Source organism: Streptomyces huasconensis (assembly GCF_021028635.1).
Lineage (GTDB): Bacteria > Actinomycetota > Actinomycetes > Streptomycetales > Streptomycetaceae > Streptomyces > Streptomyces huasconensis.
Window position 1 is genome coordinate 98,886 of sequence record NZ_CP086119.1, and the last position, 20,162, is coordinate 119,047.

Sequence of the window (20,162 nt, forward strand, 5' to 3'; positions counted from 1 at the left end):
GAACTCGAGGATCTCGGCCTGTGGTTCCATGCCGTGGTCGACGTTACGGAGACGATGTTCGACTACGCCTCGATGGCGGAGTACGCGTACACCCCCACCCGGGCTCTGCCGCTACTGCGGTTCTTCCAGCAGCTTGGATACCCGGGCGTGAAGCACGGGTTCCTCGCCTTGCCCGGAGGTACAGATGCCTTGACATTGCATGCCGGGTCGTCGGCGCGCAGTCCTCGGGTTACGAGACGGCAGGGCTGGGCGCGGCGTCCGGCGACTCCGCGGAGAACACCTTCGGTGAGGTCGCTGCGTCGCGCTGACCCGCTTACCCGCAGGCCCCGGGTTCTCCGATCAGCACGCCGCCACCCTCCCTGGTTCGACGGGGGGGCACCCCACCGCCCCACACATGTGTCCATGCACGCTGCGGAGGTCTCAGGTTTCCACAGCGGGCCGCCGCTCCGTTCCGCTCTCTCCGCGCAGCCGACGGCGCAACGCCGCGAGCCGCGGGTAGCGCTCGCTGCGCTCCGCCGAACTGCGGTCCAGCTCCTGCATGAGACGCTCGGTGCGCTTGTCGAGGTCCAGTTCGTCGAGGATGCGGTCGACCTCCGCGAGCAGCGCGCCGTGCAGCTGCCACTGCCTGGGGTGTTCCTGTACGTCCTCCAGCAGCATCTCGGCGACCCGGTCACGGGTGGCCCGACTCGCGGACAGGGCGGCGGTCAGCCGCTCCTCGGCCTGCTCCGCGTTGGCGGCGACCTGGGTGGTGATCAGCCGGGCGAAGCTCTCGATGGCGTCGGCCAACTGCTCGAACAACTCCTGCAGGCCCTCCGACACGTCCGGCGGGAACAGAGACTCGTTCGTACGGAACTTCGCCAGGTCGGTCAGGCTGCGGGTCAGCACCCGCAGCACCACCGCGCAGATCTCCAGGGTGTCCAATCCCGTCCGTAGCACCACCCGGGACAGCAGCCCCTCCCGTACGCGCGGGTTCATCCGCAGGCTGTCCTCCGCCTGCCGCAGTGAGGCGTCGACCTCCACGATGTCGTGGTCCAGCCGCCGCGCCTCGTGCAGCCGGGCCGCAGCGTGCGGGAACGGGAGGTGGCCCTTGGCGATGTCCGCGCCCATGGAGCGGAACATGCTGCCCATCCCGCGGGCCAGCCCGTCGATGGATGCCCCCGCCGGCTGCGTCCACACCGGGGGCGCGAACAGCAGATTGAACAGCAGGCCCACCCCGGCGCCGATCAGCGTCTCCAGGACCCGGTGCCAGGCCGCCGATGTGGCCTGGGAGACGCCCAGGACCAGCATCGCGCTGATCGCCACCTCAGGAACGAACTCGTTCACCCGTACGAAACGACCGATGATCAGCGAGGTGAAGATGGTCAGCCCCAGGCTCCACCAGGTCAGCCCGACCAGGGCGGTGAAGCCGATGGCGATGAGGACACCGACGACGACGGAGTTCACGCGCCGGATACCGGTGGTGAGGGTCGCGTACAGAGTGACCTGCACGACGAGGAGTGCGGTCAGCGGGGCCGTCAGAGGAGCGGGTTGCGCGGGCAGGACCATCAAGGCGACGCTGAAAGAGATGACGGCGGCGGCCGTGGAACGCAGCGTCTGCACCGCGACGGGCTCGGTGGTCCGCCGCACCAGTTTGATTACGGGGGCTGATACATCCGGCATCCCATTCAGGTGCCCGATCATGAGCCCCTCACCACACTTCAGCCCCAGGAACCCCTCGAACGCCGTTTCGCACCACCCGTCACGTGTGGTCACGGCCAGGCGACGGCCGACACCTGATAGCCGGCCGCCCCCGGCCTCCTCACCACGGAGGCACGAGAAAACCGCCCGTGGGCCAGGGCGCCGCGGTGCCCCTTGATGCATCTCCTCCACACGCATCCGGCGCAGGCCCCGGGCCGAAACCGACGCCGAGCCCTCACATGTCACGTCGGCTCCGGCCCGAGGCGGGAACACCACGATCTGGTCCTCACGCCGGCAAGGAAGATGGCCGACATGGACATCCACGGAAGCCGGCCTCTCGAAGACCTCGTGCACTGGAATGGCGACCTCAGCGAACTCACCCGAAACACCCGGAGCGCCCGCCATCGCGGCGCCACTCCAATGGTCACCTTCCGTCGTGACCACGCCGTGGCCGCCGTGGAGAAGGTCCTCGCTGGACTTGCCAATCCGAGCCAGCTCGTCGATTGGGCGCAGGCCGCGCACTTCGAGGATCAGATGGATGTCGAGGAAGAGCACCAGGACCTGCTGACCCAGTTCCTCGTCGAAATTTCGACTCCGGAGCTGTTCGTACCGGTCACCCGTGAAGTCTGCCGGCGATGGCTGCACGTCCTACAGGCATCAACAGCTTTCGGTCGCGGGTCAGCCCAGGATGCGCTCGTCCGCCCACCTGCGCGGCAGGACCACGCGGTGGCCCGTACGCCTCTCCCGCCACGGTGAGCGGCGCTGCGGATGCCGCGCACGGCGGCGCGTAGGAGCATGACGCATTGGTTCAGGCAGTGCGTGGAGACGTCACCGGCCGCGGCTGACACCTGACTCCTCCGACCGCGGTCTCGCAATGTGTGAGCGCCGATCCTGCCGTGTGGGAACGGTTCGCCGCACACTGGGAAGGCCTGGCGACAGATCCGTACGCGGCAGAGAAAGGTACGCGCCGTCTCCGGTGTTACGGACGGTTCCTGCTGTCCCGGGCCGGGGGGGGCACGCCCTCGGACCACGAGACGTTCGCGCAGCCCGAGAACAGCAACCCCCTTCACATGGATGTCGACCCCGATCGTCGGTACGGCAACGGACGGGTCGCAAGGCGGTGGGGATACGTTCACGCCGTCCAGCATCGCGACAACACGGCGCCGCAGGGGCCGCCACGCGCATACAGGCATGGTGACGGCTTCTGCCGGCCGGGGGACTACTTCGTGCGGTGGAAGCCCGGCTCGATGTCCTCCTCGCGGCGGACGCTTGCGGGTCGTCATCGCTGGTGACGACCCACAAGGGCGCGCCGCCTAGCGTGTTCTACGTGATCGGGGGCGCCCGGTGGCGGCCTCGCGTTCAGCGGCAGCCCCGGCCTTCGGCGGGCATCCCGCCTTCCGGTCGCTCCCTTCACGCCGACACGGAGACCCCGCAGGCACATGACCAGATTTGGCATGCTCAGAACACTTCCAGGTCCGGTCGCCCCGGTGGCCCCCACCCTGCTGCTCGGCCTGTGGGGGATCACGCGCGAGAACAGCATGTGGCGCGACGAGGCTGCGACGTGGCAGGTGGCCCACAGGACCGTCCCCGAGATCTGGCATCTGCTGCACCAGGTCGATGTCGTCCATGGCCTCTACTACCTGTTCATGCACGGCGTGTTCACTGTTTGCGGAGACAGCCTCGTCGCACTGCGGCTGCCCTCCGTCCTCGCCACGGCCTGCGCCGCGGCTCTCGTCGCCTCGCTGGGCGCCCGGCTGGCCGGCCGGTGCGCGGGGCAGGCCGCGGGCCTCGCCTTCGCCCTGCTCCCGGCGGTCCAGCGGTACGCGCAGGAGGGACGGTCGTACGCTCTGGTCACGGTCTGCGTGGCCGCGGCCTGCTGGCTGCTCGTCGCGGCGGTCGACAGTCCGGGCACGGGCCGCTGGGCGGCCTACGGCGCGGCGGTGCTCGTGGCCGCGCTGCTCAACTGGTTCTCGCTCCTCGCACTGTGCGCCCACGCGGTGACGATCGCTCTCGCCCGGCCGCCCCGCGCGACCGTCCTGCGGTGGGCCGGCGCGGCCTCCGCCGCCGTCACCGGCGCGCTGCCCCTCATACTCGTGAGCGGGCAGCAGTCACAGCAGGTCGCCTGGATACCCCCCATCAGCCGCAGCACACTGCTCGGGCTGTCGCTGACGCTGCTCATGGGCGCGCTCTGCGCCTGGGCCGCACGGCGAGGACTCCGCCCGCCCAAGGGCACACGGCTCCCGCTCACCGCGCTCGCCCTGCCGCTGCTCGCGCTCCCTCCACTCCTGCTGCTCGGCGCCTCTCTTTCCCGCCCCATCTACCTGGACCGCTACGTCCTGTTCGCCCACCTCGGCCTCGCTCTGCTCATCGGCGCGGCCTGCCAGACACTGGCGTTGCGCCTGCGCACCCACCTGCCGCCCTACCGAACGACCGCCGTGCTCGTTACCCTCGCCTTTCTCGGACTGCTCCCCTCTCAGTTGTCGCTGCGCGGTGCGAGCGGCCGGATCGACGACGTCGTATCCACGGCCGAGAACGTCGCCGCGGTCCGGCGAGCGGGCGACGCCGTGCTGTTCATCCCTGCGGCCCGCCGCGACACGGCCCTTATCTCGCCGGGCGCCTTCACCGGCGTTAAAGACGTGGCCCTTCGGCACCGCCCTGTGGAATCCGGAACCTTGAACGGACAGGAGGGCACCCCTGACCAGATAACGCGCGCCCTGCTCACGGCAGGCCGCGTCGTGGTCATCAGTGACGCGGGCGCCGCATCGGCCGCCACGTCTCGCGACCGGGCCAAACGGCGCGCACTCGATGCACACTTCGTCCGCTGCGCCCAAACCAGCGAACGCGGGCGAACGGTGACGGTTTTCGAGCGCCGCGACAACAACCTCCCCATGAGGACTCATGAGGACGAGGGCGCGCACATCACTTCACGGAGCGTTCGTTCGGTCCGCGTGCCGCCTTTCCCATACGGGTGATCTCTGTGCACCCGAATGCCTCCCCGCCGGAATTCCCGCTGGTGGCAGTGGTGCTGGTCAGCGGGCGTGCCATGCCTTCGCGACCGACCTCGGCGGGCCATAAGTCTGTTCATCACCGCGCATGGCAGGCAGTCACTCCTGACAGCATCCGTGCTGCCGATGACGCCGCGCCGACCCACCCGAGGAATTCCCCATGGAGCGAAAGCCGCCGACTCAGGGGCTGAGCGAAGTCGGCCTTACCGCTCTCTGGGTCCTGCATCACCGCAGCGTGTACCTGCACGACCCCGTGGCCGAGCGCGTCCTGCGCAGCATCGAGGGCAGACAGGAAACCCTGGGGCCCGCCATGGGCGGTCGTACCGCGACCATGACCCACTACTTCACGCAGCGCGCCGCGCTCTTCGACGCCGAAATCCGACAATTCGCGTCCCTCCATTCAGATCCCCAGGTCATCGCCTTGGGAGAGGGGCTGGAGACGCAGTTCTGGCGGGTGGACGACGAAAGGCTGCGCTGGATCAGCGTCGACCTGCCTGACGTCATCCGCTTGCGGCAGACCGTGATGCCACCCTCGGAGCGGATCACCCACGTGGCCTGTTCCGTGCTCGACACACGCTGGATGGACCAAGCCCGGTGCGACCGGCCGCTGTTGATCACCGCCCAAGGGCTATTCATGTACCTGAAATCTCGTGAGGTCACGGAGTTGCTCCGCGCGTGCGCGCACAGGTACCCCGGTAGCACTTTCCTTTTCGACACCTCGCCGTGGTGGTTCCTCGCCCTGTCCCGGGTCGGCGGAGTGCGCTGCGGGCAGTTCCGCATTCCCCCCCTGCGCAGCAGCCTGTCACCGGCCGGCCTGGCGCGGCTGCGGTCACGTCTGCCTGCCGGCACTTCCGTGACGCATGTACCCGCGCAGAAGAGTCGTGGCCCCTTCCGGGTATTTCACCGCCACGGCCACCGAATTCCCCTCGTCAGTGGGTGCGTACCCGCGACCGTACGCATCAGATTCCCGGGAGTGTGAGGGATAAGGGGGGTGGGGCGTCCACTGTGGTCAGGCCGGTGCACCGCAGGTTGCCTGTGCGCCGGACTCAGCAGCACAGCCAGGTGCCCGCTCAACTCCCGTTCCCGCGCGGTCGCCACTTCCCATTGCCGATACGGCAACAATGCGATTGACGCCGCAGTGTCGTTCCTGAACCATTCTCGGCCGTGACGACGCACACCGTTCATGACGAATCCGCCCACGGGCAGAGTCCTTCTGCCGACCGCCCGCTCGCCCTGATCACCGGGGTGGGCCGCACCGTCGGTATCGGCGCGGGCATCGCTTGCCGGCTGGCCGCAGCGGGCTGGAACATCGCCTTCAGCTACTGGACCCCCTATGACGACCGTATGAGCTGGGGCAGCGAGCCGGGTGCGGCCGAAGTGATCAGCCGCACTCTCGCCGGACACGGCGCCTCCACCACCGCGATCGAGGCGGATCTCGCCGACCCGGAGACCCCGGCACGTGTCTTCGACGAGGTCGAGCAGCGGATGGGCGGTGTCACCGCGCTGGTGATGAGTCACTGCGAGTCCGTCGACTCCGGCCTGCTCGACACGACCGTCGAGAGTTTCGACCGGCACTTCGCCGTCAACGCGCGCGCCACCTGGCTGCTCATCCGCGAGTTCGGACGCCGCTTCGCAGCAGAACGGGGCACCGGCCGAATCGTCGGCCTCACCAGTGATCACACCCTCGGCAACCTGCCCTACGGGGCCAGCAAGGGGGCCATGGATCGCATCACCCTGGCCGCCGCCCACGAACTCGCCCACCTCGGCGTGACCGCCAACGCGATCAACCCCGGGCCGGTCGACACCGGCTGGATGCCCGAGGACGTCCGGGAACACTGCATCCGCAGCACCCCGCTCGGCCGACTGGGCACTCCACAGGACACCGCGCACCTCGTGGACTTCCTGTGCTCCACAGAGGGCCAGTGGATCAACGGTCAGCTCTTGATGAGCAACGGTGGCCTCGCGTAGCAGGGCCGGAACAAGGGCCGTACGTGTGTGCCTGTGTGCCTGCGTATCGAGCGCGTGTGGGTGGTCGGTGGCCAGGCCCACACGCCCTTCAGTGCCCTTCAGCACGTCTTCCTGTACGGGACTTCCGGAACGTACGTCTTCCAGTCGGCGGCCGGGACACCCCCGCCGGAGCGCTCGCACACGGCCTTGGCGACGAGACCGGGCTCGACGGGATACGTGTGGGGCCGGGTGTGCGTGCCGCGCGCCGTCAGGGTTCGTCCGTCGTCACTGAAGGTGAGGGACGTCGCCGTGTCCCCTGTGGTGAGCAGGCCACCGCCCAGGGGTTGGGTCGATGCGGTGTCCCAGAGTTGTACCGTGCTGCCGGCCGCGACGGCCAGGATGCGGCCGTCGGGTGAATAGGCCAGCGCGGAGATCGGCCGGGGTCCGTCCTGCCCCGCGTCGTCGGGGGTTCCGGCGAACATGCTGAGACGTCGTTCGACCGCCCGGTCCCAGAGCGTGACCCAGCCCGTCTCATCCCCGGTCGCCACCCGGTCGACGGTGTCCGGGCCGACCGCGACGGAGGTCAGCCGGCCGTCGGACAAGTTGCCCGCGCCATGGCGTGGGGGTGTGGTCTTCTTGTGGGCGAGGCTCCGCCAGCCGGGGTCCAGGGCGTCTCCGAGGTGGAGGGTGCGCGCCACCGAGGCCGAGGCGGTCTGTCGCTCCATGTAGCGGATCATCCTGCGGTTCGGGTCCAGACGTACCTCGTTGACGCTCCGGCCCTTGAGGGGGTATCGGTAGACCGGTTCGGCGAGGTCGCTGACGCGTCGTACGAGGATGTGCCGGTCGTCCACGGTGATCAGGAACTTCCCGCCGGGGGTGATGTGGAACGACCCGGTCTTCGGAACGGACGGCAGCTCTGTTCGCGTGGCCAGGTTCCAGGTCCGTATCCGGTCATCGAGGACGATCATCAGGGTGTCCCTGCTCGGGTGGAGAGGGAGAGGGGGGAGGGACGGTGCGCTGGAGGCATCGGCGTCCGCGCGGTCCCGTGGGCCGCAGGCGAGGCGGACGACGGAGGCCCACCGCCCGGTGGTGCGCAGCCGTCGGGTGCTGCGGCCGTTGACGACTTCCAGTTCACGCGGACCCGTGCAGACGGCGCGGAGCCGGTCGCCGGGGTGGTCGGCGGAGCGCAGGGCTTCTTCGGTCTCGCTCCGGGAGAGCTTGCGGTGCCGCCGCAGGTCCCACAGCCCGGTCCGACGGCTTTCGGACCAGAGGCTGAGCGTGTCGGTGGTCGGTCCGAACGTCACCCCGAGGTCGGAGAGGGAGGCCGGGAGACGGGTCGACGCGCCGGACGTCACGTCCAGCAACTCCCACCCGGCGTGCGAGAACAGCAGGAGACGCCGGTTGTCGGAGGAGACGCCGAACACGCCCTGCTGCCTCTTGATGCGTGCCGTGCCGGTCAGTTGCCGGGTGTCCAGGTCCCACACGCGTACCCGCCCCGAACCGCCAGAGACCATCGTGCGGCCGTCCGAGCTGAGCTGGCGGAGGTCGGCGGCACGTGCGCCGGGTTCGGCGAAGGCGTCCTGTTCGCGCTGGGTCATGGCGCCCATGAGCGCGGCTCGCGCCTCCAGCGTGGGGCTGATCCGCCACGCGGCGACGCTCAGGCGCATGGCGGTCAGCGGATCGGAGTAGCGCATGCTCTCGGCGGCCGACGCGAGACGGCGGGACGTGGCCTCGGCGAGCCGCTGCTCGCCGTCCTGGTTCCGCTGCCATGCCACCGCCCCCGCGAGTACGGCGAGCACGGCTGCCACGGACAGGGCCGCACGCAGTCGGCGCAACCGTCTGACCGTACGTCCTGCCAGGTGCTGCTCCTGAGCGCGCTGAGCGATGCCGGCCCTGAGGAACTCCCGCTCCACCGGCGTCAGTTCGGACAGGTCGAGCTGTTCCTCGGCCATGGTCAGACGGCTGCCTCGGTACAGCGCGCCCGGGTCCTTGCCGAGATCGGCCCAGGCCTCGGCCGCCTCGGTCAGCCTTCGGTGGACGCGCAGGCGTTCGCGGTCCCGCTCGATCCAGTCGCGCAGCCGGGGCCAGCCGGTGATCAGCGCCTCGTGGGCGAGGTCGACGGTGTCCTCGTCGAGGATGATCAGGCGGGCGCGGGCCAGCCGGTCGAGGACGAGTGGGACCTCGCCCGGTTCGTCGGCCAGGTCGAGTTCGGCCCGGGCGGCGGGGCGGCGGGTGTCCGGTGTGCCCTCGCCCGGGGTGATCAGCCGCAGCAGAATCCTCCGGGCGCACTCGGCCTGCCGGTCGGAGAGCTGGGTGCAGAGGTCGTCGGCGGTGCGGGCGAGGGCGCCCTGGATGCCGCCCGCCGCCCGGTAGGCGGCCAGGGTGAGCGCGCGGCCCGTGCGGCGGCGCCAGGTCTCCAGCAGGGCGTGGGACATCAACGGCAGGCCGCCCGGTGTGTCGCCGACGTCGTCGGTGATCCTCGCGGTCAGTTCGCGCTCGACGATCAGCCCCATGGCGGTGGCCGGTCTGACGACGGCCTGGCGGAGTTCGGCCGGGCTCATGGGTCCGACGAGTACGGTGGCGTCCCGCAACACCGCGGCCAGCGCGTGGTGTTCGGCGCAGCGGCCGAAGAAGTCGGCCCGCACCGCGAGGATCACCCGCAGCCGACGGGCGGGTTGCGCCGCCTGTACCAGCAGGTCGAGGAAGGCCGTGCGCTCACCGAGGTCGGCGCAGAGGGTGAAGAGTTCCTCCATCTGATCGACCACGACGACCGTGTCCCCGGGGCCCTGGGCTGCCGTCATCAACCCGGCGTGGGCGGCGAGAGGGTGAGGTCCCGGAGTCAGGATTCTGATGGCCGCCGGTCGGCGGTCCGGGGAGTCTTCCTGCTGCAGGGCGGGGATCAGTCCCGCGCGGAGGAGGGAGGACTTGCCGCTGCCCGAGGCCCCGACGACCGCGACCACCCGGTGGGCGCGCACCCGTTCGACGAGTTGAGCGACCAGCTGGTCGCGGCCGAAGAACAGTTCCTGGTCGCCGGGTTCGAACCGTGCCAGCCCTCGGTACGGCGCCCGCGCTTCCTCACCATGCGGGGGCTCCGCTGCCTTCTCCTCGGCCGCCGCGTGCCAGCGCCGCTCCCACTCGGCGGCATCCGCGTCACACGCCCGTACGTAGGCCAACGCGACCGGCAGGGACGGCAACCGCTCCCCGGCGGCTGCCCGCGACAGCGTGGCGACCGAGTAGCCCGTGCGCCGGGCCATGTTCCGGTATGTCAGCGCCCCGGCCTCCTGGCGCAGCTTGCGCAGCTCGAACGCGAAACGCTGCACCGATCCGGCCGCCGGGTCCAACTCGCCTTCGCGACGCCCCATCTCGACCTCCCCCGTGGTCAATACGCGCATGAGAGCGAGCGGCCACCCTCCCACCCCGTGCGGCCGGCCGCAAAGCTCTGAGCAGCGTGTTCCAGCCTATTGCGGCCGGTGATCGCGGGCGCCGGCTCTTTGTTGCACACGGCGCGAGGGGGCTGCGCAACAACGAACCTACGGAGAAACCTGGTGCCTGCCTCCCCGGATGCCCCAGGGAGGAATCCGTCAGACACGGGGGACGCCGTTCGTCTCCGCGGCCGCGATCCCCGCGTCGATGAGAAGGAAAGAGGAGAACCATGCGCTCTCACAGGAAGATCGCCACGGCTCTGGCCGTCGGCACTCTGGCCGCAGGTCTGCTCACCGGCGGCGCCGGTACGGCCTCGGCGGACGTCTCCCCGATGGCCTGCTACGACGGGGCGAAGAACTTCAGCACGACCAACAAGGTCTGGCCGGCCTACCCCAACTGGGCGACCACCACCACTGCCTGCGCCGACGTCAACGTGAAGGCGACGATCGGCGCGAACGTGCAGGCCTGCTTCTACCAGGGCGAGGGCGTGCCGCACAAGTGTTACCCGCAGCGCTGGCTCTCGCAGGGCGTGTGGGACACGGCCGTGACCGACGTGGCGAACGGCAAGAAGTTCTACCTGAAGTTCGACCGCAACACGAGCGGCAAGATCGCCTACTGACACACCCGGGGTGAGGGCTGTCGCGCGGCGGGCATGCGGCCGCGCGACAGCCTGCTGCGCGCGGCCGAGGATCCGGCCGCGCAGTCGGCCGAAACCCGCGGCAAAGCCGGTCAAGGCCCGCCGCTGTGGCCCCGGTTGGCGTCAGGCCGGGTGGCCGGCGGTGATATCGCCCGCGTCGTGCAGCGTGAGAGCGGCCTGGACGCTCTGGTCGTCCGCGGCCGCCTTGGTGTGGGCGGCGATCGGGTCGAGGACGAAGGCGACGTGGTCGCCTCCGTCGTACCGGTCGTGGATGCGCCCGGTGAACCACGCGAGGGCATCGGTCAGTACGAGGGCCCCCTCTGGGCCTTCGCGCCACGCGAGGCCGTCGAACTTGTCGGTTTCGGCGCTGCAGAGGGAGCCGAAACGCGTGGCGAGGTCGTGGCGGTTGCGCGGCAGCAGGTGGACGGTGAGACTGCGTGCCGCCAGGGCGACGCGATAGGTGTGGTTGGCCTTGGAGAGCCATACGGCGAACCGCACGGGCTGCAGCGAGCACTGGCTCGCGAAGCCGACCAGGCAGCCGGCTCGCTGTCCGTCCGCGGCCGCCGCGGTGACCACGTACACGGAGGGGTCCGCGAGTGCGGTGAAAGCCGCCATGTCCTCGTCGTCCATGTCCACCTGTCCCAAGGGTCGTTTCCGCCCGCCCGCTGACGGGCCGTTCACCGCCTACGATCTCAGCGTCCGCACGCCGGCGACGCCTGACACCCTTGTCACTCGGCTCACGTGGACGCTGGTGAAAGACGGTTGCCCCGGTCAGGCGTGGTGATGCGTACCGATCCGACAAAGGCGCCCCTCCCCAGGACGCAGTCGGACGACGTCATGTCCGGCGCTTGCGCGCCGAATCCGCGCCTCGCGGCGGTGTACGGGGCTATCCGGGAGGGCCCTGAGGGAAGCTTGACTCGTATTGACCCCTGTTGCGGCAGAGTTACTGCATTAGCATTTGCTTCATGAATGAATTAGATCTGCGGCAGGTTGAACGGAGGTACGGTGGTGCGACCGGTGCTGGATCGGCGCACCCGCTTGATTCGGCCAGACGTTGCCGCAGGGGTGACGAAATCGGGTCGGGCATAAATCCGCGATGTTCCCCGCCCTCTGCCCGCGACGGACGGGATCACTGCACGTGCCTGCGGGTTTTTCTCGTGGACAAGTATCCGGCCTTCCGGGCCGGAATTCGCGTCGGGATGGAGAGCGTTCCCGACATGGATCTGACGGGCGAGGCGCCGACCGGTGAACAAGCGCTGCGTGCGCTCGAAGACGACCCTCGGCTGCGGCCCGACGTGGTCCTTGCGGACCTCCAGTCGTCGGGCATGACGGAGAGCGCATTCCTGCGGGCCGCGGGTGAGTTGTCGGTCAGCAGCCCGATGCGTCTCCTGGTCCTCTCCGGCGAGGGAACCGATGATTCCGTGATCACCGCCATGAGCGCCGGCGCGCACGGAGTCATCGGGAAGACGGCACCGTGGGACGAGTTGATGCGGGCGATCCGGCTGGTCGCGGCAGGTGGAGCGGTGTTCGGGCCGGTCGTCGCGGCACGGATGCCGGTGTACTTCTCCGCCGTGCGCGAGGTGTGCGGGCAGTCCGCCTTCCCGGAGCTGACCGCACGGGAAAGGGAGGTACTCGACCTGCTGGCGCGCGGGCACGGGAACCGGGAGATCGCCCGGAGGCTCGTCCTCTCGGAGAAGACCGTCCGTAATCATGTGACGCATATTTTCGCGAAACTCCAGGTGCACGACAGGGCAATGGCGGTGGCTCGGGCGCGGAGTGCGGGCATGGGGCAGTAGTCCGCCTTCCGGCCACCGGTCATTTCCGCCTTCGGACACCGGAAATTCCACAGGAGGAAGTATGGCCGCGCAGGATCACAGTCGGCGACGCGCTCTCCAGATCTGCCTGGGAGCAGTCGCCCTGTCCGGGTATGCGACCGGTGGCACCACTGCTTTCGCGGCGGGTCGTCACCCAGAAGGGCATCACTTCCCCGAGGTCCCCGGAATGTCCGGTGACCGTCGGGCGAACGAACTGTGGTACCGGTTCAATGTGGCGACGCTCTATGAACAGTCCGCCGACGTCAAGGAGGCGTACGCCCAGATCAACGGTCACTTCGGCGGAAACCTCCCGGTGACCCTGCGCGAGAACTGGGCCGCCATGTACAAGGAACCTGAATATCCCCGCAACTACGCCGCTTTCATGGCGCCGGTGACACGGGCGCTGCGGATACTCTCGCGGGTGCAGCTGGAGGTCTTCGACACGTACTACCCGCACAGTCGGCGCTTGGTGGGGGCGTTCTCGGACTTCGGGCAGGGAACTTTGTTCGACCCGAGGGAGCGCCCGGGGCTCAGGGTGCACACCATGGACGCCCGCCCGGGCCAGGCACCCACGGCGTACCACACCTGGTATCTCTTCATGCGCGCGATGATGCTCCTCGGCGTCGACGTCGACCGCTGGCGGAGGACGGCCCCGATGCTGGCGTTCGCCTGGGCGGTGCAGAACACCGCCCTTCCGGCCATGGACGAGGTCAACCCTCCGCTGCCCGTGAACACCTTGCGGCGTCTCGCACGGACCTGGCTGCCGACCGGTTCCCGGCAGCTGGACGCGGCCTTCCAGTCGTTCCCCGCTCCGCCGGAGACGGTCCCGCGGCCCTGACCCGTCAGCCGGCCCGGCCCGGGGCGCCGCCCGCACGCGGCGACGCCCCGGGCCGGTGCCACGCCAGGAGGTCGGCGTCGATACGCCGCACACCCCGCGGCAGCCAGGAGGCCGCCACTTGTGCCACCGTCTCGCGCGGGAGGGGCGGGTTGACGGTCCGTGTGTCCGGTCTGGCGATCAGCTGGAGGGCCCACGCGAAACCGTTGACGGGGATCAGCGCCGTCCAGAACCGCCGGTCGATGTCGAGCAGGACGCTCGCGAACTGGTAGGCGTGCCAGGTGTGGTAGGCGAGAGGCGGGTCGCCGTTCATGGTGTGCACCTCCGACTGGACCGGTGCCCGGCGCGGGTCGAAGAGCACGCCCTGCGCGAAGTCGGACATCGCCCCGAAGATGCGGTCGTAGCGGTGGCCGTAGAAGAAGCGGAAGACCTTCACCTGGGCGTCGGAGATCACCCGCAGCGGGTCGCGGACCGGCCGCAGGAAGGCGGCGTAGGTCTCGGGGTATCCGGCGGTGGCCGTGCCCGTGCGGACCCAGGCGTCGCGTACGCCCGTCAGCGGATTTCCGCCGACGTGGGCGGCGACCGCCGCGTAGGCGTCCTTGAGCTGCGGCGTCTGCTGGAAGTACGTGGCCTCGTCGAACTGGTACCAGAACTCATTGGCCACCCGGTCCCCCAGCATCCCAGGGACGTCAGGCAGCCCGTCGGCGCCCGGGCGGGGAACCGCCGCCCGGGCGAGCGGGCCGGGTGCCGCCAGCGCCGTTCCGGCCGCGCCCGCGAGCCCGAGCGCACTTCGCAGCGCCCATCGGCGCCCGTACCGGTGGGGCGTACACCCGTGGGGCCCGTACCCGTCGGACCCATTGAGCCCACACCCGTCGGTCCCACGCCTGTTGGGCGGCGCAACGTCCATGGAAAGGTCCGTCCTTCCGGTCCGGGGGGAGGCAGCCCACCGGCCGCCGTGGCCATGCTGTGGTCGCCGCCTGTGCCGTGTCCACGCCGACGGCAGATCCGGGACATGGTCGGGACCGCTGACTCAGGCGTCCGGGACCGGCCGCCCCATACATTCGTTCGGCCTGCCGGGGCGCTGAACGTGGCGTGCCTGACGGCGTTCTCACACCGTTGCCGAGAGGAAGGGACAGGGAAACCATGAGCGACGACACGATGTACGAACCGCCGGCCCTGGTAGAGGTCGGGGACTTCGCGGAGATCACGCTGAGCCGTGGCACCTGGGGCTGGGACGACTTCAATCAGTGCTGGTTCCTGGGCTGCTGATCTCGTGGTGAAGGGTCCCTCCCGCCGTCGCTGACGGCCGCTGGAGGGAGGAGCCGTGTGTGTGGGGCGACGTCCGCGCCGCCCAGCACACACGGATTTCCTTGAGGAGTTCCGTCGTTCCGGCCAGTGGGGGGCAAGTGGAGTTCGTCGTTCTTCCCGACAACCAGGACGGTGCGGCGGTGGGCCGCGCGCTGCTTCCGGACCCCGAGCAGGCGAAGGTGGTCACCCACGCTTCCGGGCGTCCGTGGATCATGGGGACGTGGGGTGCCGAAGACATACTGACGGTCTCGCTCGGCCGCAGGAACCTGGTGCTGCTCGGCTGCTTCACCACGACCTCGGCGCAACTCCTGCGCTCCCTCTCGGGCAGCGGCGACGTCACCGCGCTGGACGTCTTCCTCCGGTCCGTCCCCGGAAGCCACCACTCGATCGCCTCCTTCGACGGGGAGATACGTGTGCAGGGTGCCCTGTCCGGTGTACGGGAGGTCTTCTACGCCACGATCGACGGTGTCACGTGCGCGGCCGACCGCCCGGACACCCTCGCCGCCGGGATCGGCGGTGACGTCGACGAGCGGACCCTCGCGGGACACCTCCTGTCGTACCGGCCCTGGCCGCTGTCCGGACGCCCGGTGTGGCGGGGCGTCGAGTGCCTCGCCCCAGGCCACTACCTGCGGATACGCCCCAACGGCAGCCACAGGGCGATGCGTTGGTGGGCTCCTCCCCCCGCGGAGCTTACGCTGGCGGAGGGCGCGCGCCGGGTGCGGGGCGCGCTGGACGGCGCGGCCACCGCGCGCACCAGGAACAGCCCGACCCTTGGCTGCGACCTCTCCGGCGGCATGGACTCCACGAGCCTCGCCTTCCTCACCTACCGTCAGGAGGGCTGCGGGCGGTTGGTGACGGTGCGCAGAGAGGCTCTGGACGCCGCCCACGACGACGCCCGGTGGGCTCAACGCGCCGCCGCGTCGATGCCGGACGCCGAGTCCGTCGTACTGGCCGCCAAGGAGCTTCCCCTGTCGTTCACCGGCCAACTCGCCTACGACGACGACCTGGAGGCACCGTACCCGTGGAGCCGGGTGAAGGCGGTCGCCGCCCACGTCGCACGGCAGCTGGCCGACCACGGCGTGTCACTTCAGCTCACCGGCCACGGGGGCGACGAACTCTTCAGCCCGGCGCCGTCGTTCTACCACGCGCTGGCCCGCAGTGAGGGGCTCCGCTCCGTGCGGAATCTGCGGGCAGCCCGCAGCATGTACCGCTGGCCGCTCGGCGCGATGGTGCGCAACCTGCTCCGTGCCCCGTCCTACCCCCAGTGGCTCGCGACGGCGTCCACATCTCTGACGCTGCCCGTCGGCGGGCCCACCGAGCCCTTCACCGGCTGGGGAGCCCATCCGAGGCTGCCGTCGTGGGCGACCCCCGAGGCGGTCGAACTGGCCGCCGGTCTCCTGCGGGAGGCTGCCGCCGGGAAAACCTCGCCGTACGCTCCGGAGGCCGTGCAGCACGAACTCTTGGAGGGCGTGCGGCAGTGCGGGGCGAAGATCCGCCTCACCGACCGGCTCACCTCCCGGTCCGGCGTGGCGTACCACGCCCCCTTCCTGGACGATCAGGTCGTGGACGCCGCTCTGTCCGTGCGTCTCGCGGACCGCGTCAGGGTCGAGCGCGCCAAGCCGGTCCTCGCGGCCGCGATGCGGGGTGTTGTGCCCGACCCGCTCCTGGACCGCACCACCAAGGGCGAGGCCAGTGCCGAGGTGTACGCAGGGGTCCGGCGCCACAAGGCCGAACTGCTCGCGCTGACCGAGGACATGCGCCTGGCCCGGCTCGGCCTGGTGGACGGCGCCGCCGTGCGCGCCGCGCTGCTGACGCCGCACGCCATGTCCCGCACGTTCATTCCCGTGGTCGCCACCCTCGCCTGCGAATCGTGGCTGCGCTCGGTCGAAGCGGCGCGGACACGTGTGCGCCGACAGCAAGGAGCCGCATGAGCTACTCACTCGCCCCGCATGTGACGGCGGCCGACACCGACGACGGCATGGTGCTGCTCCACGAGACCACCGGCCGGTACTGGATGCTCAACGCCACCGGAGCCGCGGTCGTACGGTCCCTGCGGGAGGGCAAGGGCATCGCGGAGGTCGTCGACGAACTCGGCGTCCGCTTCTCCCAGGACACCACGCGTCTGACCGCCGACGTCAACAGATTGCTCGAACACCTCCTCAAGGCAGGGCTGGTGACGGCATGAGCTTCTCGGTCGTACCGGAGCGGCGGACATGTGTCCCGCTCACCACACGTCTGCTCGCCCGAGCCGCCGTGACCGCGGCGTGGTTCCTCATCAGGCTCTCGCCCGCCAGGCTCCGTCGCGCCCTCGGCACCGCCGCGCGCGGGGCGCGTCCCGCCACCCAGGTGGAGGCGTTGCGCTGCCGCCAGGCCGTGGTGTCCGTGAGCAGCAAGTGCGCCGGCCAGGGCTGCCTGCAGCGCTCCGTGGCCACCGCGCTGATGTGCCGTGCCGCAGGGCACTGGCCGGACTGGTGCACAGGTGTGCGTACGCAGCCCTTCCGTGCCCACGCCTGGGTCGAGGTGGCCGGCCGGCCCGTGGGCGAGGGTGAGGACATCCAGTACTTCCGGACACTGATGCGGGTGCCCGCCCCCAGCGGGAACCGGGGGGACGCATGACGGACGAGCGAGAAGGCCTCAGGTTCGGCGTCACCCTGGCCACCGACCGGCACCCCGGTCAGTCGCCGGCCGAGGTCCTGGCCCGTACCGTGGAGGTGGCACGGCGGGCGGAGGAGCTGGGCCTGGACGACGTATGGGTGACCGAGCACCATTTCCTCGACACGGCCGTCAACCCCTCGGCGCTGACCCTCGCCGCGTACCTGCTGGCCAAGACCGAAACCCTGCGTGTGGGCACCGCGGTGACAGTGCTGCCGCTGCACTCGCCGGTGCACACGGCTGAACAGGCGGCGCTGCTGGACCAGTTGTCCGGCGGCCGGTTCTCGCTCGGCGTGGGTCGCGGCTTCCCGGGCGTGGAGTACGACGTGCTGGGCCCTGGGCTCGCGGCCTGGCGGGCGGGGCTGGCCGGTCCGCTGGACCGCCTCTTGGGCGCGCTGCGCGGCGAGGTGTCCGCGGACCCGGCCCTGAGTGCGGTCCGCCTCACACCTCCCGTGCACACCTCGTCAGGCCCTCCGGTGTACGTGGCGGCCGGCTCCCCCGCGTCGATAGAACTCGCCGCCGACCGGGGACTTCCCCTCATGCTGTTCTTCGACAAGAGCGCCGAGGCCAAGGCGGAGATGGTGGCCCTCTACGAACGCCGCCGGCTGAGCGGCGGACACCCGAAACCAGCGGCGGGTCACGCGTTCGCCGTGTTCACCCAGGTCTGCGACGCACCCGAGAACGCCAGGCGGCTCATGCGGGACCGTGCGCGCTTCATCCTCTCGTTGAACAACCACCCCAGCCGCCTCCTGGGGGACGCCGTTCCCGCACCGCCACCGGTCTCCGCCGCGAACATCGAGCACCTCGCGGACACACTCCTGTCGACACACCCCGTCGGCTCCGCCGAGACGTGCGTCGAACGGTTGGCGCACCACATCCGCACCTCCGGCTGCACGCGGGTGATGTGCCAGGTCGAGGCCGCGGCGGACACCGGAGACGTGCTGCACAACCTGGAGCGGCTGGCCACCGAGGTCTTCCCGGCCGTACGGCACCGGGTCGGCGCCGCCCGCGCCCGGATCACGGTCTGAGGTCCGGTCACCGTGACCACACACGTACGTGACACGGCGCCTGGTCCCACGAGGGCGGCGGCGCGACCGACGCCCGTACCCGCTCGTCTGACGGGCCGTGTGCTGCTGGAACACATGCGTCCGCACGGCCGACGTATAGCCCTGGGCGGGCTGCTCGGGCTCGCCGGGGCGGCGGCGGTCCTCACCCAGCCGCTCGCGGCGAAGGCGCTGATCGAGGACCTCTCACGACACGACCAGGTCGCGGGCACACTGACCCTGCTGACCGCGCTCGTCCTGCTGGGCGCCGCACTCAGGGCGCTCAGCCAGTACGTCCTCGCCCATACCGCCGAGTCGGTGGTGCTGCGGGCCCGCCACCAGCTCATCGGCAGGCTGCTGCGCCTGAAGGTGCCCGACTTCGAACGCGCCGAGCCCGGTGACCTCCTGGCCCGCGTCACCTCGGACACCACGCTGTTGCGGCAGGTCACCACCCAGTCGGTGATCTCGGCGGCCAACGGCACCCTCACTCTCGTCGGCGTGCTGGTCATGATGGGCCTGCTCGACCCCGTCCTGCTGTGCGTCTCGGTCGGCGTGACTCTCTTCGTCAGCGCGGTGGTCACCACGGCCATGCCCCGCATCTCCCGTGCCACCGTCCGGGCGCAGACCGCGGTGGGCGCCATGGGCTCGGCACTCGAACGGGTCCTGGGGGCGCTGCGGACGGTGAAGGCCTCCGGGGCGGAGGAACGCGAGACCGCCGCCGTCCGCCGGGCGGCCGACGAGGCGTGGCGGCACGGCGTGCGGGCGGCCAAGTGGCAGGCGGTGATGGGCACAGCGGCCGGGCTGTCGGTCCAGCTCTCGTTCCTGTCCGTCCTGGGAATCGGCGGAGCCCGGGTCGCCTCGGGTGCCATCGACGTGTCGACCCTCGTCGCCTTCCTGCTCTTCCTCTTCTACCTGACGGAACCGGTCTCCCAGCTCATCCAGGCGGCCACCCAGTTCCAGGTGGGAGCGGCGGCCGTCGCCCGACTGCGCGAGGTGGACCAGCTGGCCTGCGAGGGCGATGCCCCGGTGGCGTACCGCGGGCCGACCACGACCGCGGCGGCCGCCGTGACCGGTGCCCCGGTGGCCGTCGTCTTCGAGAAGGTCGTCTTCCGCTACCGGCCCGACCTGCCCGACGTCCACCGCGGCGTAGATTTCGCGGTGCCCGGCCGAGGCATGACCGCCGTGGTCGGTCCTTCCGGCGCGGGCAAGTCCACCCTCTTCGCGTTGCTGGAGCGCTTCTACGAACCCACCTCGGGCAGAGTGCTCCTGGACGGCAGGGACATCCTGGACATCCCGCTGCCGGAACTACGCGCCCGCATCGGATACATCGAGCAGGACGCCCCGGTGCTCTCCGGCAGCCTGCGCGACAACCTCGTGCTCGCCGCACCCGACACCACCGACGAGAAGATATGCGACGTTCTCGTCCGCACCCGCCTGGACATGTTCGTACGGTCGCTGCCGCAGGGGCTCGACACCCCGGTAGGTCACCGGGGAACGCGGCTGTCCGGCGGTGAACGCCAGCGTGTCGCCATCGCGCGGGCCCTGCTCCGCGGTCCGCGACTGCTCCTCTTGGACGAGGCCACGTCCCAGCTGGACGCCGCCAACGAGCAGGCGTTGCGCGATGTCATCGTGGAGGTGGCGCGCGAGACGACGGTCCTCGTCATCGCGCACCGCCTGTCCACCGTGACCAAGGCCGACCGCATCGTGGTCATGGAGTCCGGCCGGGTACGTGCCACCGGCACCCACGAGGAGCTGCTCGTCCAGGACACCTTGTACCGACGTCTCGCGGGCACCCAACTGCTTGTCTGATCCGTTGTCGGC

18 protein-coding genes are annotated in these 20,162 nt (G+C 70.3%); 14 read left to right on the forward strand and 4 right to left on the reverse strand.

All coding sequences use genetic code 11. The annotated features are described in order from the left end of the window. Positions 1 to 420: 420 nt before the first annotated feature. Entirely contained in the window at positions 421 to 1,659 is a 1,239-nt protein-coding gene (locus J2N69_RS00430) for an FUSC family protein (protein WP_230898879.1), read from the reverse strand. A gap of 330 nt (positions 1,660 to 1,989) precedes the next feature. On the opposite strand from J2N69_RS00430, the gene J2N69_RS00435 reads away from it, so the two are divergent. The 5 genes from J2N69_RS00435 to J2N69_RS00450 all read left to right on the forward strand — a co-directional run bounded on the left by J2N69_RS00435 (position 1,990) and on the right by J2N69_RS00450 (position 6,650). Then, positions 1,990 to 2,433 (forward strand): hypothetical protein, encoded by a 444-nt coding sequence (locus J2N69_RS00435; RefSeq protein WP_230898880.1) that lies wholly within the window; start codon positions 1,990 to 1,992, stop codon positions 2,431 to 2,433. A 140-nt stretch (positions 2,434 to 2,573) separates the two neighbouring features. Then, a complete protein-coding gene (locus J2N69_RS36605; RefSeq protein ID WP_408056867.1) occupies positions 2,574 to 2,969 on the forward strand; it encodes a 2OG-Fe dioxygenase family protein in 396 nt (131 codons plus the stop codon). A gap of 195 nt (positions 2,970 to 3,164) precedes the next feature. Further along, positions 3,165 to 4,649, forward strand: coding sequence for a glycosyltransferase family 39 protein (locus J2N69_RS00440; RefSeq protein ID WP_230898881.1), 1,485 nt, complete (start codon positions 3,165 to 3,167; stop codon positions 4,647 to 4,649). A 193-nt stretch (positions 4,650 to 4,842) separates the two neighbouring features. Continuing rightward, positions 4,843 to 5,661 carry a class I SAM-dependent methyltransferase gene (locus J2N69_RS00445; protein WP_230898882.1) on the forward strand — a complete coding sequence of 273 codons (819 nt, stop codon included), beginning with the start codon at positions 4,843 to 4,845 and terminating at the stop codon, positions 5,659 to 5,661. 185 nt (positions 5,662 to 5,846) lie between these two features. Further along, the gene (locus J2N69_RS00450; protein ID WP_230898883.1) at positions 5,847 to 6,650 is read left to right on the forward strand and encodes an SDR family oxidoreductase; all 804 of its coding nucleotides are present in this window, start codon (positions 5,847 to 5,849) and stop codon (positions 6,648 to 6,650) included. Between the two features lie 98 nt (positions 6,651 to 6,748). Here J2N69_RS00450 and J2N69_RS00455 read toward each other — a convergent pair whose 3' ends face one another. After that, positions 6,749 to 9,991 (reverse strand): nSTAND1 domain-containing NTPase, encoded by a 3,243-nt coding sequence (locus J2N69_RS00455; RefSeq protein ID WP_230898884.1) that lies wholly within the window; start codon positions 9,989 to 9,991, stop codon positions 6,749 to 6,751. A gap of 290 nt (positions 9,992 to 10,281) precedes the next feature. Here J2N69_RS00455 and J2N69_RS00460 point away from each other — a divergent pair, with 290 nt between their 5' ends. Further along, positions 10,282 to 10,671: a hypothetical protein gene (locus J2N69_RS00460; RefSeq protein WP_230898885.1), complete on the forward strand. Its 390-nt coding sequence runs from the start codon at positions 10,282 to 10,284 to the stop codon at positions 10,669 to 10,671. Between the two features lie 141 nt (positions 10,672 to 10,812). Here J2N69_RS00460 and J2N69_RS00465 read toward each other — a convergent pair whose 3' ends face one another. Beyond that, positions 10,813 to 11,319 carry a flavin reductase family protein gene (locus J2N69_RS00465; RefSeq protein ID WP_230898886.1) on the reverse strand — a complete coding sequence of 169 codons (507 nt, stop codon included), beginning with the start codon at positions 11,317 to 11,319 and terminating at the stop codon, positions 10,813 to 10,815. Between the two features lie 527 nt (positions 11,320 to 11,846). Here J2N69_RS00465 and J2N69_RS00470 point away from each other — a divergent pair. Together J2N69_RS00470 and J2N69_RS00475 are read left to right on the forward strand one after the other, a co-directional pair. After that, positions 11,847 to 12,485 (forward strand): LuxR C-terminal-related transcriptional regulator, encoded by a 639-nt coding sequence (locus J2N69_RS00470; protein ID WP_230898887.1) that lies wholly within the window; start codon positions 11,847 to 11,849, stop codon positions 12,483 to 12,485. A gap of 205 nt (positions 12,486 to 12,690) precedes the next feature. Continuing rightward, positions 12,691 to 13,341 (forward strand): hypothetical protein, encoded by a 651-nt coding sequence (locus J2N69_RS00475; protein ID WP_230898888.1) that lies wholly within the window; start codon positions 12,691 to 12,693, stop codon positions 13,339 to 13,341. A gap of 4 nt (positions 13,342 to 13,345) precedes the next feature. Here J2N69_RS00475 and J2N69_RS00480 read toward each other — a convergent pair whose 3' ends face one another. Then, entirely contained in the window at positions 13,346 to 14,017 is a 672-nt protein-coding gene (locus tag J2N69_RS00480) for a hypothetical protein (protein ID WP_230898889.1), read from the reverse strand. A 464-nt stretch (positions 14,018 to 14,481) separates the two neighbouring features. On the opposite strand from J2N69_RS00480, the gene J2N69_RS00485 reads away from it, so the two are divergent. The 6 genes from J2N69_RS00485 to J2N69_RS00510 all read left to right on the forward strand — a co-directional run bounded on the left by J2N69_RS00485 (position 14,482) and on the right by J2N69_RS00510 (position 20,150). Then, positions 14,482 to 14,607: a lasso RiPP family leader peptide-containing protein gene (locus J2N69_RS00485; RefSeq protein WP_230898890.1), complete on the forward strand. Its 126-nt coding sequence runs from the start codon at positions 14,482 to 14,484 to the stop codon at positions 14,605 to 14,607. Positions 14,608 to 14,744: 137 nt separating this feature from the next. After that, positions 14,745 to 16,577: an asparagine synthase-related protein gene (locus J2N69_RS00490; protein WP_230898891.1), complete on the forward strand. Its 1,833-nt coding sequence runs from the start codon at positions 14,745 to 14,747 to the stop codon at positions 16,575 to 16,577. Continuing rightward, positions 16,574 to 16,831 carry a lasso peptide biosynthesis PqqD family chaperone gene (locus tag J2N69_RS00495; protein ID WP_230898892.1) on the forward strand — a complete coding sequence of 86 codons (258 nt, stop codon included), beginning with the start codon at positions 16,574 to 16,576 and terminating at the stop codon, positions 16,829 to 16,831. The genes J2N69_RS00490 and J2N69_RS00495 overlap by 4 nt, the downstream gene beginning before the upstream one ends. Beyond that, on the forward strand, positions 16,828 to 17,262 hold the full coding sequence (locus J2N69_RS00500) for a lasso peptide biosynthesis B2 protein (RefSeq protein WP_230898893.1): 435 nt from the start codon (positions 16,828 to 16,830) through the stop codon (positions 17,260 to 17,262). The genes J2N69_RS00495 and J2N69_RS00500 overlap by 4 nt, the downstream gene beginning before the upstream one ends. After that, the gene (locus J2N69_RS00505) at positions 17,259 to 18,326 is read left to right on the forward strand and encodes an LLM class flavin-dependent oxidoreductase (RefSeq protein WP_230898894.1); all 1,068 of its coding nucleotides are present in this window, start codon (positions 17,259 to 17,261) and stop codon (positions 18,324 to 18,326) included. The genes J2N69_RS00500 and J2N69_RS00505 overlap by 4 nt, the downstream gene beginning before the upstream one ends. Before the next feature lie 114 nt (positions 18,327 to 18,440). Next, positions 18,441 to 20,150: an ABC transporter ATP-binding protein gene (locus tag J2N69_RS00510; RefSeq protein WP_230904524.1), complete on the forward strand. Its 1,710-nt coding sequence runs from the start codon at positions 18,441 to 18,443 to the stop codon at positions 20,148 to 20,150. Positions 20,151 to 20,162: the final 12 nt, after the last annotated feature.